At 71.9% G+C, this 14982-nt stretch carries 12 protein-coding genes; 5 read left to right on the forward strand and 7 right to left on the reverse strand.

The annotated features are described in order from the left end of the window. On the forward strand, positions 1-498 hold a 498-nt coding region (locus ACGFMP_RS09335; RefSeq protein WP_393671393.1), incomplete at its 5' end, for a lactate utilization protein C. Here the strand turns inward: ACGFMP_RS09335 and ACGFMP_RS09340 are convergent. Both ACGFMP_RS09340 and ACGFMP_RS09345 read right to left on the reverse strand, forming a co-directional pair. After that, on the reverse strand, positions 464-844 hold the full coding sequence (locus tag ACGFMP_RS09340) for a hypothetical protein (RefSeq protein ID WP_393671394.1): 381 nt from the start codon (positions 842-844) through the stop codon (positions 464-466). The two genes, ACGFMP_RS09335 and ACGFMP_RS09340, sit on opposite strands and share 35 nt — an antisense overlap. 90 nt (positions 845-934) lie before the next feature. Further along, the gene (locus ACGFMP_RS09345; RefSeq protein ID WP_393671395.1) at positions 935-2749 is read right to left on the reverse strand and encodes an ABC transporter ATP-binding protein; all 1815 of its coding nucleotides are present in this window, start codon (positions 2747-2749) and stop codon (positions 935-937) included. 109 nt (positions 2750-2858) lie between these two features. Between ACGFMP_RS09345 and ACGFMP_RS09350 the strand changes: the two genes are divergently transcribed. Beyond that, a complete protein-coding gene (locus tag ACGFMP_RS09350) occupies positions 2859-3356 on the forward strand; it encodes a MarR family winged helix-turn-helix transcriptional regulator (protein WP_393671396.1) in 498 nt (165 codons plus the stop codon). Between the two features lie 100 nt (positions 3357-3456). Here the strand turns inward: ACGFMP_RS09350 and mscL are convergent, their stop codons facing one another. Further along, positions 3457-3897: a large conductance mechanosensitive channel protein MscL gene (gene mscL / locus ACGFMP_RS09355; protein WP_393671397.1), complete on the reverse strand. Its 441-nt coding sequence runs from the start codon at positions 3895-3897 to the stop codon at positions 3457-3459. A gap of 101 nt (positions 3898-3998) precedes the next feature. After that, positions 3999-5804 carry a carbohydrate-binding module family 20 domain-containing protein gene (locus ACGFMP_RS09360; protein ID WP_393671398.1) on the reverse strand — a complete coding sequence of 602 codons (1806 nt, stop codon included), beginning with the start codon at positions 5802-5804 and terminating at the stop codon, positions 3999-4001. 340 nt (positions 5805-6144) lie between these two features. On the opposite strand from ACGFMP_RS09360, the gene ACGFMP_RS09365 reads away from it, so the two are divergent. Then, positions 6145-8142: an ABC transporter transmembrane domain-containing protein gene (locus ACGFMP_RS09365; RefSeq protein ID WP_393671399.1), complete on the forward strand. Its 1998-nt coding sequence runs from the start codon at positions 6145-6147 to the stop codon at positions 8140-8142. Continuing rightward, positions 8139-9920 (forward strand): ABC transporter ATP-binding protein, encoded by a 1782-nt coding sequence (locus tag ACGFMP_RS09370; RefSeq protein ID WP_393671400.1) that lies wholly within the window; start codon positions 8139-8141, stop codon positions 9918-9920. Before ACGFMP_RS09365 ends, ACGFMP_RS09370 begins: the two co-directional genes overlap by 4 nt. A gap of 48 nt (positions 9921-9968) precedes the next feature. Here the strand turns inward: ACGFMP_RS09370 and ACGFMP_RS09375 are convergent, their stop codons facing one another. Continuing rightward, positions 9969-10763: a metal-dependent hydrolase gene (locus tag ACGFMP_RS09375; RefSeq protein WP_393671401.1), complete on the reverse strand. Its 795-nt coding sequence runs from the start codon at positions 10761-10763 to the stop codon at positions 9969-9971. A 134-nt stretch (positions 10764-10897) separates the two neighbouring features. Between ACGFMP_RS09375 and ACGFMP_RS09380 the strand changes: the two genes are divergently transcribed. Continuing rightward, positions 10898-13411 carry a DEAD/DEAH box helicase gene (locus tag ACGFMP_RS09380; protein ID WP_393671402.1) on the forward strand — a complete coding sequence of 838 codons (2514 nt, stop codon included), beginning with the start codon at positions 10898-10900 and terminating at the stop codon, positions 13409-13411. A gap of 54 nt (positions 13412-13465) precedes the next feature. Here the strand turns inward: ACGFMP_RS09380 and ACGFMP_RS09385 are convergent, their stop codons facing one another. Together ACGFMP_RS09385 and ACGFMP_RS09390 are read right to left on the reverse strand one after the other, a co-directional pair. Then, positions 13466-14413, reverse strand: a complete 948-nt coding sequence (locus ACGFMP_RS09385) for a DUF6397 family protein (RefSeq protein ID WP_393671403.1) — start codon at positions 14411-14413, stop codon at positions 13466-13468. 136 nt (positions 14414-14549) lie between these two features. Then, entirely contained in the window at positions 14550-14951 is a 402-nt protein-coding gene (locus ACGFMP_RS09390; protein ID WP_393671404.1) for a roadblock/LC7 domain-containing protein, read from the reverse strand. Between the last annotated feature and the right edge of the window lie 31 nt (positions 14952-14982).

The raw sequence follows: 14982 nt of genomic DNA on the forward strand, positions 1-14982 counted from the left end.
TACCGCGCCAACGTCCACCGCACCACAGCCACCGAACTCCCCACCACCATCGCCCGACTGCTCACCCAGCACGGCACCCGCACCCTGCTCACCCCACCCGGCCTGCCCACCCCCTGGACCAGCACCATCAACCCCACCATCCGACACCTCACCGACGACCCCGACCACACCCCCCACCAACTCGACCGCGTCGACACCGTCATCACCGCCTGCGCCCTGGCCATCGCAGAAACCGGCACCATCGTCCTCGACACCTCACCCGACCAAGGACGACGCCGCATCACCCTCATCCCCGACCACCACATCTGCGTCATCACCCCCGACCAGATCGTCGACTCACTCCCCCAAGCACTCCCCCGACTCGACCCCACCCGACCCCTCACCTGGATCTCAGGACCCTCCGCCACCAGCGACATCGAACTCGACCGCGTCGAAGGCGTCCACGGCCCCCGCACCCTCGACGTCATCCTGGTGAGTCCGTCGCCGCGGAGCGGCTGACCTCCAGCGCCCACAGCACCAGCGGCAACTGGACCGGCAGCCGGGCGTAGGCGGCGGCCTTGTAGGGGGTGCGGCGGTGGCGCCAGTCGTAGGCCATCTTGACGTTGGCCGGGAAGACGGCGACGAAGAAGCCCGCTGTGAGCAGGGCGCCGGTGCGGCGGGTGGCGGGCAGGGCGACGGCCGCGGCCAGCGCGGCTTCCACCGCGCCGCTTGCCCGGGTCCAGGTGCGGGCGCTGCCGGGGAGCGCGGACGGCACCAGGGCGTCGTAGGGCTTCGGGCGCGCGAAGTGGGTGACGGCGGCGCCGGCGAGCAGGCCGGCGAGAAGTCGGGCGGACCGTGCGGACACCGGAACGTACCTCCTGACCGGCGGGCGCGTCCCACCGGACCCACACCTTACTCTTCGGTAATGTCCGGTCCGCGAGGAACGGCGCCCGGTTCAGGACGTGCTGGCGGCCATCCGCGTGTCACGCCGCACGAGCGCCGCGTAACGGCCGTCCGCCGCGAGGAGTTCGTCGTGGGTGCCGCGTTCGACGATGCGCCCGGCGTCGAGGACGACGATCTGGTCGGCGTCGCGGATGGTGGACAGCCGGTGGGCGATGGTGAGGGTCGTGCGCCCGGCCGACAGGGTGTCGATGGCGTCCTGGACGGCCTGTTCCGTCCTGGTGTCCAGCGCGCTGGTGGCCTCGTCGAGGATGAGCACCGGCGGATTCCGCAGGATCGTGCGGGCGATGGCCAGCCGCTGCTTCTCGCCGCCCGAGAACCGGTAGCCGCGCTCACCGACGAGCGTGTCGTAGCCGTCCGGCAGCCCGACGATGTGGTCGTGGATCTGGGCGGCACGGGCCGCGTCGTGGATCTCCTCGTCGGTCGCGTCCGGCTTGGCGAAGCGCAGGTTCTCCGCGACCGAGGCGTGGAAGAGGTAGGTCTCCTGGGAGACCACGCCGACCGCGGCGGCCAGCGTGTCGAAGGTCAGGTCGCGGACGTCGGTACCGTCGATCGTGACCCGGCCGGCCGTCACGTCGTACAGGCGCGGCACCAGATAGCTCAGGGTGCTCTTGCCGGAGCCGGTCGCGCCGACGACGGCCAGGCTGCCGCCCGCGGGCACGGCCACGTCGATGCCGCGCAGCGTCGGATCGCCGGACTCGGGGTCGTAGGCGAAGTCCACGCCCTCGAAGGCGACGTCGCCTCGAACGGCCCCCAGGTTCTGCGCGCCGGGCCGCTCGGTGATGTCGAGCGGCAGGTCGAGGTATTCGAAGATGCGCTGGAAGAGGGCGAGCGAGGTCTGCACCTGCACGCCGGTGGCCAGCAGCGAGACCGTGGGCCGGAAGAGGCCCTGCTGGAGCGAGACGAAGGCGACCAGGGTGCCGATGGAGATGGCGGGACCGCCGTGTCCTGTGGTCAGCCCGGCGGCCCAGTACAGCAGCGCGGGCATCGCGGACATCACGATGCCGATCACGGCCATCCGCCAGCGGCCCTGCATGTTGGACCGCACTTCGAGGTCGACCAGGCGCTCGGACTCGGTGGAGAAGTCGCGGGTGAGGGAGTCGGCGCGGCCCATGGTGCGGCCGAGCAGGATGCCGCTGACCGACAGCGACTCGGTGACGATGGCGGACATCGAGGCCATCTGCTTCTGCCGCTCGGTGGCGATCTTCTTGCGTTCGCGGCCGACCCGGCGGGCGATCCACACGAAGAGCGGGAGCAGCAGCAGCGAGACGATGGTCAGCCGCCAGTCCAGGGCGGCCATCGCCACGACCGAGGCGATCACGGCGGTGGCGTTGGAGACCAGCGAGGTCGCGGTGGAGGTGACGGTGGCCTGCATGCCGCCGATGTCGTTGGCGATCCTGGACTGCACCTCGCCGGTGCGGGTGCGGGTGAAGAAGGCCAGCGACATGCGCTGGAGCCGCTCGTAGACCGAGGTCCGCAGGTCGTGCATGACGCGCTGGCCGACGGTGGTGGAGATCAGGGTCTGGAGGACGCCGAAGACTCCGGTGGCGACGGCGGTGGCGATCATGCCGAGCGCGAGCAGGCTCAGCAGGCCGGTGCGGCCCTGCGGGATCGCGGTGTCCAGGATCGCCCGCAGCAGGAAGGGCGAGGCGACGGAGACCAGCGAGGACAGCGCGACCAGGACGCCGACGACGGCCAGCCGGGCGCGGTAGGGGCGGAAAAGCCGCACGATGCGGCGGACGTCGGTGGGCGAGGCGGGCTTCTTCTTCGGTGGGGTCCACCGGGATACGAGATCGTTGTCGGGGCGCAAAGGACTCCTCGGAACGTGGGGGCACGGTACGGCACAGGACTCTCGACGGAGAGTGTAAGTCATTGTTACCTATGCTCACAATGAACTTCATCCTGCTACGCTGTATTCCATGGACACCCGCACCACGGAGGCCGCACCGGCCGCCGCACCCGTGCCCGCCCCCGCGGACGAGGTCACCGGACGGCTCGCCGACCAGCTGTTGCGGCTGAGCCGGCGGCTGCACCGCGCACAGCGGCGGCTGCTGGAGCCGCTGGGCATCACGCCCGCGCAGGCCCGGCTGCTGCGGGCCCTCGCGCACTGCGAGGAGCCGCCGCGGATGGCCGACCTCGCCCAGCGCCTCGACGTGGTGCCGAGAGCGGTGACGACGCTGGTGGACGCCCTGGAGGAGCTGCAGCTGCTGCGCCGGGTGCCGGACCCGCACAGCCGCCGGGTGATAAGGATCGAGCTCTGCGACGGCGGCCGGCGGGCGCTGGCCGATCTGCGGCACGCCAGGCGCACGGCCGCCGCGGAGATCCTGGCACCGCTCGACGACGACAGGCGCGCGGCACTGACGGAACTGCTGGCCGTACTCGACCGGGACGAGGCCGCCGAGCCGCACCGCTGCTGAGGCGGTGCCGCAGCCCGTCCCCGTCCCTGTTAGGGAACGGACCAGGGCCCCGGGGCACGATGCCCCGGGGCCCTGGTCCTGCCGCCGCTCGGCGCGGCGGCTACTTCCCGAGGTCGGCAGGGCCGCCCTGGGCCACCACGGTCGGCGGGACCTCCGCGGTACAGGCGCTGCACCGCTTGGCCGCCGCCGGTATCGCCGTCAGGCACTCCGGGCACTCGCGCATCGGCGCGCCCGTGGCCTTGGGGAAGAACCTCTCCTGCATCCGGTTCATCGGCAGCATGACCAGGAAGTAGATCACCGCCGCGACGATCACGAAGCTGATCGTCGCGTCGATGAAGGTGCCGTACGGGAAGGTGACTCCCGAGGCGTGGAAGCTCCTGGCGCTGAAGTTGCCGGTGGCACCGCTGACAAGGCCGACGATCGGGGTCAGGAACGCCTTGACGAAGCCGTTGACCAGTGCGGTGAAGGCCGCGCCGATGACAATGCCGACCGCGAGATCGACGACGTTGCCGCGGAGCAGGAAGGTGCGGAAGCCCTTCATGGGTGGGGGTCCCCTCTGTGGTCAAGATCAGTGGAAGACCACAGTGTGCCGGGTCCTGCCCCGCGGGGGTGAATCGGCCGTGCCCGTGCCGCGACGGGCCGTCAGTTGCGCCAGGTGTCGTTCAGCACGACCTTGCCGCCGGAGGGGACGGTGGCCGTCCGGTTGGCACCCGACTCCCAGGTCACGTTGCCGCTGCCGTCCTTCCGGATGTACTTGTACTGGAAGGACGTGCCGGCGGGCATGGTGACGTCCAGTTTCCACACCGGGTAGCTCGCCGAGGACAGCGGCAGGGCGCTGCCGGTGTTCCAGTTGCCCAGCGTGGAGTTGTCGCCGACGACGTAGATGTTCTGGCCGAAGACGGTGGTGGCGTTCACCGCGAAGGACGCTCCCGCCGCGGGGTTGGTCGTACCGCCCGTGGTGCCGCCCGTCGTCGAACCGCCCGTCGTCGAACCGGCCGTCGTCGAACCGGCCGTCGTCGAACCGCCCGTCGTCGAACCGGCCGTCGTGCCGCCGGTCGCGCCGCAGGGGCCGCCGACGTAGAGCGCGACCGCGTCGTTCGCGCCGATGGTGGCGGTGAACCTGCCGTCGGAGCCGACCGCATAGGTCGCGCCGGCGTGCTGGACGTCGCAGTAGGTGCCGGCGGGCAGCGAGGTGGTGAAGGTCTGGGTGAGCGCGCCGCCCTCGTGGTTGATCGCGACGAAGCCCTTGCCGCCGCGGCCGAACGCGATCGCGTTGTTGCCGTTGTCCCACCAGTCGGTCACCGCCGTGCCCGACACCGCGTTGCGGAATCCGACCATGCCGGAGATCTGCGGCCACGCGTGCTGGCACTTCCAGCCGTCGCTGTAGCAGGCGTTGACCGTTCCGCCGTTCGGCGGCCCCGCGTCGTTGTCGGAGAACTCGTAGCCGGAGAAGACGTTCGGCGAGCCGTAGGGCCAGGCGAGCATGTAGACGTTGGCCAGGGTGTAGGTCGCGTTGTTCTTGTAGCTGAGCGTCGAACCGTTGCGCTCGGTGTCCCAGTTGTCGATGAAGGTGCGGGCTTTGTCGCCGGACACGTAGCCGGCTCCCCAGGAGGCCCCCCAGGTCTTCAGCGACGCGAGCTGCTGTCCGCTGAAGATCCGCTTGAGGTCGAAGGCACCCTGGAAGGCGTCCACGTCACCGGTGTTGACGTACTCGCCGGGTTGTACGGCCTCGCCCGCGCCGTAGATCGCCTCCTGCGCCCAGTAGATGTTCGGGTTGCTGAGCTTGGACTTGATCGCCGCGAGGTCGGACTCCGCCATGTGCTTGGCGGCGTCGACACGGAAGCCGTCGACGCCGAGCGAGATCAGGTGGTTCAGATAGCCGGCGATGGTGCCGCGCACGTAGTCGCTGCCGGTGTCGAGGTCGGCGAGGCCGACGAGCTCGCAGTTCTGGACGTTGGAGCGGTCCTGGTAGTTCGAGATGTTCGACCGGCAGGTGTGGAAGTCCTGGTCCTGATAGTAGCCGGGGTAGTTGTACTTGCTGTAGTTCGTCCCGCCGGTCCCGGTGCCCGAGCCGGCCGACATGTGGTTGATCACCGCGTCGGCGACGACCTTCACACCCGCGGCGTGGCAGGTGCCCACCATGCTCGCGAAGGACGCCTCGTTGCCGAGGCGGTTCTGCAACTTGTAGCTGACCGGCTGGTAGGAGGTCCACCACTGGCCGCCCTGGATGTTCTCGGTGGCGGGTGAGACCTCGACGTAGCCGTAGCCGGCAGGTCCCAGCTGGTCGGTGCACGCCTTGGCGACCGAGTCGTAGCGCCACTGGAAGAGCGTCGCCGTGACGTCCTTGCTGCCTGGCGGGGTCGCCTGCGCCTGCTGGAGTGAGGCGGCGAACAGTCCCGCGGCCGCGACGACGGCGGCCAGCGAACCGTTCAGTACACGGGATCTCATGGGCGGCTCCTTCGGTGAGCGGGCACAGCTGTGCCCCTGCGAAGGCAGCCACGCGCCTGGCCGCCGGGTGGGGGGAACATCGGGGCCCCGGTCCCTCGGGGCTCCGCCCAGGAGCTTCCCGCCGCCGATGCGTACACGTCAAGACATGGACGGAAAGAACTTTCGTCGCCTTGCTGCAAGTTGTTGCCATCGCGTCGGACGGCAGCGGAAATCCGGTTGACCCGGCAGGGGGCCTTTCGCCAAGGTTGCACGGTTCAGGACCGCACTTCGCGCGCTTTCTCCCCTTCCGCCCGCCAGGTCCGCCGAATCCTGTGATCCACCGCTTCGACCCCAGGACATCATGACGTCCCTACGCGATCTCCCGCTGTCCGACCCCGGTGTCCCCGACGCGCGGTCGGGCTTCCGCCTCCTGCTCTGGCTGGAGGTGCGGCAATGGCGCGGCCAGGTGCTCGCCGCCGCCTGGGGCACCCTGCACATGGCCGCGGTCGCGTCCTTCCCCGCCGCCGTCGGCCTGGCCGTCCAGGCGGTGGTGGACCGTTCCGGCAGGCACCTTGCCCTGGCCGGCGGGCTGATGCTGCTGCTCGGGGTGCTCACCGCCCTCGGCGACACGATGCTGCACCGCACGGCGGTGACCAACTGGATCTGTGCGGCCGCCAGGGTCCAGCAACTGCTCGCGGGCAAGACCGTCGAGCTGGGCGCCGTGCTCACCCGGCGGGTGGCGGCCGGCGAGGTGGTGGCCGTCAGCACCGGCGACGTCGAGAAGATCGGCTGGTTCGTGGAGGCGCTCGCGCGCTTCACCTCCGCGCTGCTCGCCACCATCGGGGTCGCCGTGGCCCTCGTGGTCTACCAGCCCGCGCTCGGCGTGATCGTGGCCGCGTCCGTGCCGGTGCTCGCCCTCGCGGTGCTGCCGCTGCTGCCCGCGGCGACCCGGCGCGCCGATCTCCAGCGGGAGAAGGCGGGCAAGGCCACGGAGCTGGCGTCCGACACCGTCGCCGGGCTGCGGGTGCTGCGCGGCATCGGCGGCGAGGAACTCTTCCTCGACAGATACCGCCGCGCCTCGCAGCAGGTGCGGGCGGCCGCGGTGCACAGCGCCCGGATGTGGGCGCTGATCAGCGCGGTGCAGGTGCTGCTGCCCGGCCTGCTGCTGGTGGCGGTCGCCTGGTACGGCGCCAGGCTCGCACTGGACGGGCGGATCTCGGTGGGCGAACTGGTCACGGTGTACGGCTCGGTGGCCTTCCTGATGATGCCGCTGCGGAATTTCGAGGAGATCGCCATGGCCTGGTCCTTCTCCCGCCCGTCGGCGAAGCGCGCGGCAAGGGTGCTGGCACTGCGGCGGGAGCACATCGATCCGCACGCCGAACCCCGGGACGCGGCCTCGGCGGCGGACGACGGGGTTGCGCCCGCGGCGGACGAGAGGGCGCCTTCGGCGGCGGACGGCGGAGCTGTACCGGCAGCGGACGGCGGAGCTGTACCGGCAGCGGACGGCAGGGCGGACTCGGTGGCGGACGCCGGGGCCGCCTTCGCGGCGGCGCTGCCTGCGCCGGGCGGCGAGCTGTACGACCCGCTGACCGGCCTGCGCGCCGCGCCGGGGCTGCTGACCGCGGTGGTGTGCGGCGACCCGGACGCCGCGGGGCGGTTGGCGGACCGGCTGGGCGGCCACAGCCCTTCGAGGGTCGACGCCGACCCTTCCGCGACGCTCGGCGGCCGCCCGCTCGACGGGCTGCCGCTGGCGGCGGTCAGGACCGCCGTGCTGGTCCAGGACAAGGACCCGGTGCTGCTGTCCGGCACGCTGGCCGAACTGCTCGCGGTGCCGTCGTCGGGCCGCGTCACGCCGGAGGCGGCACTGGCCGCCGCCCAGTGCGGCGACGTGCTGGACTCGCTGGCCCAGTCGCTGATCGACCCCGGCAGCGGAGCGGGCCCCGGTGATCCGATGACGGCCAGGATCACCGAGCGGGGCCGCTCGCTGTCCGGCGGCCAGCGGCAGCGGCTCGCGCTGGCCCGCTCGCTGGTCGCCGACCCCGAGGTGCTGGTGCTCGACGAGCCGACGTCGGCCGTCGACGCCCACACCGAGGCCAGGATCGCCCGCGCCCTCGGCACGGTCAGGGACGGCCGTACGACCGTCGTCCTCACCTCCAGCCCGCTGGTGCTCGACCGGGCCGACCGGGTGGTCTTCGTCGACGAAGGCACCGCCGTCGCCACCGGCTCGCACCACGAACTGCTGCGGGCCGACCCGCGCTACCGCGCCGTCGTCACCCGGGAAGCCGACCCCGAGGCGGGCGCGCTCGCGACCGCCGTCGGCGCCCCGCGCACCACTGCCACGATGGAGGGATCCGCATGATCGGCGTGCGACCGCCGGACCACGACCCGGCCGCGCCGCAGCAGAGCAGCACCCTGCCGGTGGGCTCCCCCGCGACGGTCCGGGCCTACGTCCGCGAGCTGTCCCGGCGGCATCGCGGCGCCTTCGCGCTGCTGGTGGGCGTGAACACGGTGGCCGTGCTGGCCTCGATGGTCGGCCCCTACCTGCTCGGCGGGCTGGTGCAGGACCTGTCGGACGGCAGGCGCGACGTCCATCTGGGCCGGGTGGTGGCCTTCTTCCTGGTCGCGCTCGCGGTGCAGGCGTACTTCGTCCGGCTGGTGCGGCTGCGCGGGGCGGTGCTGGGCGAGCTGATGCTGGCCGACCTGCGGGAGGACTTCCTGGTCAGATCGGTGTCGCTGCCGCCCGGCGTCCTGGAGCGGGCCGGGACGGGTGACCTGCTGTCCCGGATCACCACCGACATCGACCGGCTGGCCAACGCGATGCGCGAGGCGGTGCCCGAGCTGGCCATCGCCGTCGTCTGGGCGGGGCTGCTGCTGGGCGCGCTGACCGTGACCTCGCCGCCGCTCGCGCTGTCGGTGCTGATCGCGGTGCCGCTGCTGCTTGTCGGGGTCCGCTGGTATTTCCGCCGCGCCCCGCAGGCCTACCGCTCCGAAGCCGCCGGATACGCCGCCGTCGCCGCGGTGCTCGCCGAGTCCGTCGACGCCGGCCGCACCATCGAGGCGCACGGCCTGGGCGGCCGCAGGGAGGAGCTGTCGCGGCAGCGGATCGGCCAGTGGGTGGCGTGGGAGCGCTACACGATGTGGCTGCGCACCGTCCTCTTCCCGGTGATCAACGCCACCCATGTGCTGATCCTGACCTCGGTGCTGATGATCGGCGGCGTCTTCGCGCTGCACGGGTGGGTGACGGCGGGCGAGCTGACCACCGGCGCGCTCTACGCCCAGATGCTGGTGGACCCGGTCAACCTCATCCTGCGCTGGTACGACGAGCTGCAGGTCGCCCAGGTCTCGCTGGCCCGGCTCGTCGGGGTGCGCGAGGTCGAGGAGTCGCCGGGGGACGAGCGAATCTCCCCGCAGGGCCGGGAGGTCAACGCCGACCGGGTGCGCTTCGGCTACCGCAAGGGCGCCGACGTGCTGCACGGCATCAGTCTCAGCGTGCCGCCCGGCACCCGGGTGGCCCTGGTCGGACCGTCCGGCGCGGGCAAGTCCACCCTCGGCCGGCTGCTGGCCGGGATCTACGCGCCGCGGACCGGCGAGGTCACCCTCGGCGGCGCGGAGCTCGCCGGCATGCCCGCCGAGCGGGTCCGCGAGCATGTGGCCCTGGTCAACCAGGAGCACCACGTCTTCGTCGGCACGCTCCGCGACAACCTCAGGCTGGCGCGGGCCGCCGCGGGGGACGACGAGCTGTGGGAGGCGCTGCGCGCGGTGGACGCCGAGCAGTGGGGGCGGGCACTGGCGGACGGCATGGACACCGAGGTGGGCTCGGGCGGCGCTGTCCTGACCCCCGCGCAGGCCCAGCAGCTGGCCCTGGCCCGGCTGGTGCTCGCCGACCCGCACACGCTCGTGCTCGACGAGGCCACCTCGCTGCTCGACCCGCGGGCCGCCCGCCACCTGGAACGCTCGCTGGCGCGGGTCCTGGACGGCCGAACCGTGGTCGCCATCGCGCACCGGCTGCACACCGCGCACGACGCCGACGTGATCGCCGTGGTCGAGGACGGCATGATCAGCGAGCTGGGCAGCCACCACCAGCTGGTCGCCGCGGACGGCGCCTACGCGGCGCTGTGGCGGTCCTGGCACGGCTGACCGGCTCCCGGCCTCCCGCCCCGCAAAGCACCGCGTCCGGGCGGGAGGTCAGCCGAAGACGCCGAGAGCTCCCAGCGCGCAGCCGCCGCCGAGGATGAAGAAGACCGGCGTGAGGACCTTGATCTCCACCCAGCTGCCGGCCCGGAAGCGCATGGCCTTCGGCGGCCCGACCGGATACCAGCGGCGGCGGCCGATCGGGATCGGCCACAGGACCGGGCAGCCGGAGACGGTCAGCGCGTCGCCGATGCAGTGCACCAGGGAGCCCAGCACGATCGGCAGGCCGATCCACAGGTAGTGCTGGCCGGGCTGGGTGAACAGCCAGTCCTTGCCGTTGCCCGGGTCGTCCAGCACGTCGGCGAGCATCCAGGCGCTCGTCGCCCCGAGCAGCCAGACCAGCACGTCGCTCGACATCCTGGCCTGCCGCCACAGCAGGCCTTCCACCGCGAGCACCATGTGGATGAAGAGGATGACCAGCACCGCCCAGCGGCCACCGAGCAGCGCGGCTCCCGTGAAGCCGGCGCCGACCACCACGGCCCACAGCCAGGTGTGGGTGAGGGTGCGGTGCCCGCCGGCCCGCCGCGGGTCGCCCTGCTTGCGGGTCGCCTTGTACACGGAGTGCGCCAGCCGGTCCACGATCTTGCACATGGCCTTGGACAGCGGTCCGAAGGCGCGGGAGATCGTCGCGGCGTGGTGGTCCAGGTCGGGGGCGAGCGCCGCGCCGGCGCAGATGAGCGCGCCCACCAGCAGGGTCGGCCAGGGCATGGGGTGGTCGAGACCCGCCGAGATCGCTCCGACGCCCAACCAGGCCGCCGCTCCGGACAGTGAGTGCGCAGGTCCCATCATGGTGCTGGTCCGCCCCCCTTTTGTGCCGCCCGCAGGCGGAGTTGACGCTTGGTCGACGGCACACCCTATCGCCGATGATCACGGCTGCCGCCTCCGGTTCCTCCTGTGACGGCTGGGACAGGCAAGATGGTGGGGTGACCCTTATCGATCAGCTGCCGTCCGATCCCGATCCCGATGCCCTCTTCGAAGCGTTCTCGACGTGGTCGCAGGGGCAGGGCATCTCGCTCTACCCGGCCCAGGAGGAGGCGCTGATCGAAGTGGTCTCGGGTGCGAACGTGATCCTCTCGACCCCGACGGGATCCGGAAAGAGCCTGGTCGCGGCGGGTGCGCACTTCGCGGCGCTGGCCCGCGACGAGGTCACTTTCTACAGCGCGCCGATCAAGGCCCTGGTCTCGGAGAAGTTCTTCGACCTCTGCAAGCTCTTCGGCACCGAGAACGTCGGCATGCTGACCGGCGACGCCTCGGTCAATCCCGACGCACCGGTGATCTGCTGCACGGCGGAGGTGCTGGCCTCCATCGCCCTGCGCGACGGCAGGGCCGCGGACGTCGGCCAGGTGGTCATGGACGAATTCCACTTCTACGCGGAGCCGGACCGCGGCTGGGCCTGGCAGATCCCGCTGCTGGAACTGCCGCAGGCGCAGTTCCTGCTGATGTCGGCGACGCTCGGTGACGTGTCGCGCTTCGAGGAGGACCTGACCCGGCGCACCGGGCGGCCGACCGCGGTGGTGCGCTCGGCGACCCGCCCGGTGCCGCTGAGCTACGAATACCGCAGCACCCCGATGACCGAGACGCTGACCGAACTGCTGGAGACCCGTCAGTCGCCGGTCTACATCGTGCACTTCACCCAGGCCGCCGCCGTGGAGCGGGCGCAGGCGCTGATGAGCATCAACATGTGCACCCGGGCGGAGAAGGACGCGATCGCCGACCTGATCGGCAACTTCCGCTTCACCACCGCCTTCGGCCGCAACCTGTCGCGCTACGTCCGGCACGGCATCGGTGTGCACCACGCGGGGATGCTGCCGAAATACCGCAGGCTCGTGGAGAAACTGGCCCAGGCCGGCCTGCTCAAGGTGATCTGCGGTACGGACACCCTGGGCGTCGGGGTCAATGTGCCGATCCGCACGGTGCTCTTCACCGCGCTCACCAAATACGACGGCCAGCGGGTGCGGGTGCTGCGGGCCAGGGAATTCCACCAGATCGCCGGGCGTGCGGGCCGGGCAGGCTTCGACACCGCGGGTTTCGTGGAGGCGCAGGCGCCCGAATACGTCATCGAGAACGAGAAGGCGCTGGCGAAGGCCGGCGACGACCCGAAGAAGCGCCGCAAGGTGGTGCGGAAGAAGGCTCCCGAGGGCTTCGTCGGCTGGTCGCAGGCCACCTTCGAGAAGCTCATCGGCTCCGACCCGGAACCGCTGACCTCCCGCTTCCGGGTCACCCACGCCATGCTGCTGTCGGTGATCGCCCGACCCGGCAACGCCTTCGACGCGATGCGCAGGCTGCTCGAGGACAACCACGAGGACCGCAGGGCGCAGCTGCGGCACATCCGCAGGGCCATCGCCATCTACCGCTCGCTGCTGGCCGGCGGCGTGGTGGAACGGCTCGACGAGCCCGACGCGGAGGGCAGGATCGTCCGGCTGACCGTCGACCTCCAGCAGGACTTCGCGCTGAACCAGCCGCTGTCGACCTTCGCGCTGGCCTCCTTCGAACTGCTCGACCCGGACTCCCCCTCCTACGCCCTGGACATGGTGTCGGTCGTGGAGTCGACGCTGGACGACCCGCGGCAGATCCTGGCGGCCCAGCAGAACAAGGCCAGGGGCGACGCGGTGGCCGCGATGAAGGCCGACGGCGTCGAGTACGAGGAGCGCATGGAGCGCCTCCAGGACGTGTCCTACCCCAAGCCGATGGAGGAGATCCTGCTGCACGCCTACGGCGTGTACCGCAAGAGCCACCCGTGGGTCGGTGATCATCCGCTGTCCCCCAAGTCCGTGGTGCGCGACATGTACGAGCGCGCCATGACGTTCTCCGAATTCACCTCGTACTACGAGCTGGCCAGGACCGAGGGCATCGTGCTGCGCTATCTGGCCGGCGCCTACAAGGCGCTGGAGCACACCGTGCCCGACGACCTCAAGTCCGAGGACTTCCAGGATCTGACCGCCTGGCTCGGTGAGCTGGTCCGGCAGGTCGACTCCAGCCTGCTCGACGAGTGGGAGCAGCTGGCCAACCCCGAGGAGGAGACCGCTGAGGAGGCCGCGGAGCGCGCCGACCAGGTCAAGCCGGTCACCGCGAACTCCCGCGCCTTCCGGGTGCTGGTCCGCAACGCGCTCTTCCGCCGGGTGGAGCTGGCGGCGCTGGAGAAATACCACCAGCTCGGCGAGCTGGACGCGGAGTCCGGCTGGGACGCCGACACCTGGGCGGACGCGATGGACGCCTACTGGGACGAGTACGACGACCTGGGCACCGGCCCCGACGCCCGCGGGCCGAAGCTGCTGATGATCGAGGAGCAGCCGGAGCACGGGCTGTGGCGGGTGCGCCAGACCTTCGCCGATCCCAACGGCGAACACGGCTGGGGCATTTCGGCCGAGGTGGACCTGGCGGCCTCCGACGAGGAGGGCAGGGCGGTGATCAGGCTCACCGGTGTCGGCGAGCTGTGAGGGCGCCTGCCCGGTGGCCGTGCGGCGCCCCGCGCCCCGGCCGTCGCGCGGCGGTCACCCGTCGGTGACCTGCCTGCGGGCCCGCAGGAGTCTGCGCAGGCTGCGCCTCGGCGCCGGGTCGCGGTCCCGCGCCCGGCCCAGGGCGTCGGCCAGGGCGACGAGGCCGAGCGCGATCTCGTCGGGGTCGTCCGCGGTGGTGAGCCGCGCGATCAGCGCGGCGTCGGCCAGCGGACCGGGCCGGCCGGGCGGCAGCGCCGCGTGGATCGCGCGCAGCCGCGCGCGCTCGGACGGATCGGGCAGCGCGGAGTCGGTGATCCCCCGGCCGAGCAGCGCGGCCCACACGGCGGCCTCCTCCCAGGGCCCCGGCGCGTCCCTGACCAGCTGGGCGACCCGGCGCGACCGCCAGCCGCGGGGCCGCTGGTCCTCCCCGTCCTCGGCCGCCTCGCGCACCGCCGCGGGCAGCCGGCCGGCCAGCAGCGCAGGGCTTGCCGCCGCGAACTCCCGCAGCTCGTCGGCGAGATAGAGCCACACCAGGGCGCGGTAGCGGTTCACATACCAGCGCACCGGGCGGATGTGTCCGGCCCTGGTCAGCCGGAGCAGCCGGGCACGGCTGATCCCCAGCAGCTCCGCGCCCTCGGTGGTGTTGACCAGCTTGAGCCTCGCCAGCAGGGCCCCGGTGCCGCCCCCGGCCTCCCGTACCCTGGCGATCTCCCGCTCGGGCACCCGCGGCCGGCCCGCGTCGCCGCCGACCGTGGTGATCTCGCCGAGTGCCAGGGCCAGCTCGAAGTCCGCGTGGTCCAGGCCCAATTCCTCGCGGGCGCGGTTGAGGGTGAGCGTGCGCGGTGTGCCCTGATCCGTGCCCCGGACCCGTAGGGTGCGCGACCGTCCGGGCGATACGGCCCCGGCCCGCCCGGTCGCCCTCCTCGCCACGCTCGCACCGCTACCCCCGGCCGCCCCGCCCGCACCGGCGGCCACGCCCGTCTCGGCTGTCCTCGTCGTCACCACTGTCGTCACTCCCCCGCATCGATCAACTACTGACAGCGACGACTCTAGCCCGTTCGGCGAACACCCGTTCCCAGCCCTGTGGATAACTCCCGTTTCGGCAGCTCAGCCCGCCCCCGGCACCCGCGTCCGCGGATCAGAAGGGCGAGCCCGGCCCGCGGGCGGCCACGCCCAGATGCTCGCCCACGCGGTGCACCAGCAGCGTCATCTCGTAGGCCACCCGGCCGACATCGGCCTCCATGCCGCTGAGCACCGACAGGCAGCTGCCGTCGCCCGCCGCCGTCACGAAGAGGTAGCCCTCGTCGAACTCGACCATGGTCTGCCGCACTCCGCCGGTGCCGAACTGCCTGCCTGCGCCCTTGGCGAGGCTGTGGAAGCCGGACGAGACCGCGGCCAGGTGTTCGGCCGCGGGCCGGTCGAGGCCGCCGCTGGCTCCCGTGACCAGGCCGTCGTTGGACAGGACGAGCGCGTGCTGCACATGGGGCACACGCTGTGTCAGATCGTCGAGCAGCCACGCGAGCCTGTTGCTCACCGTCATCGCCCTGCCTCCCGTCTCCCCTGCCCTAGAG

The sequence above is a fragment of the Streptomyces sp. NPDC049040 genome (assembly GCF_043197715.1).
Taxonomy (GTDB): Bacteria; Actinomycetota; Actinomycetes; order Streptomycetales; family Streptomycetaceae; genus Actinacidiphila.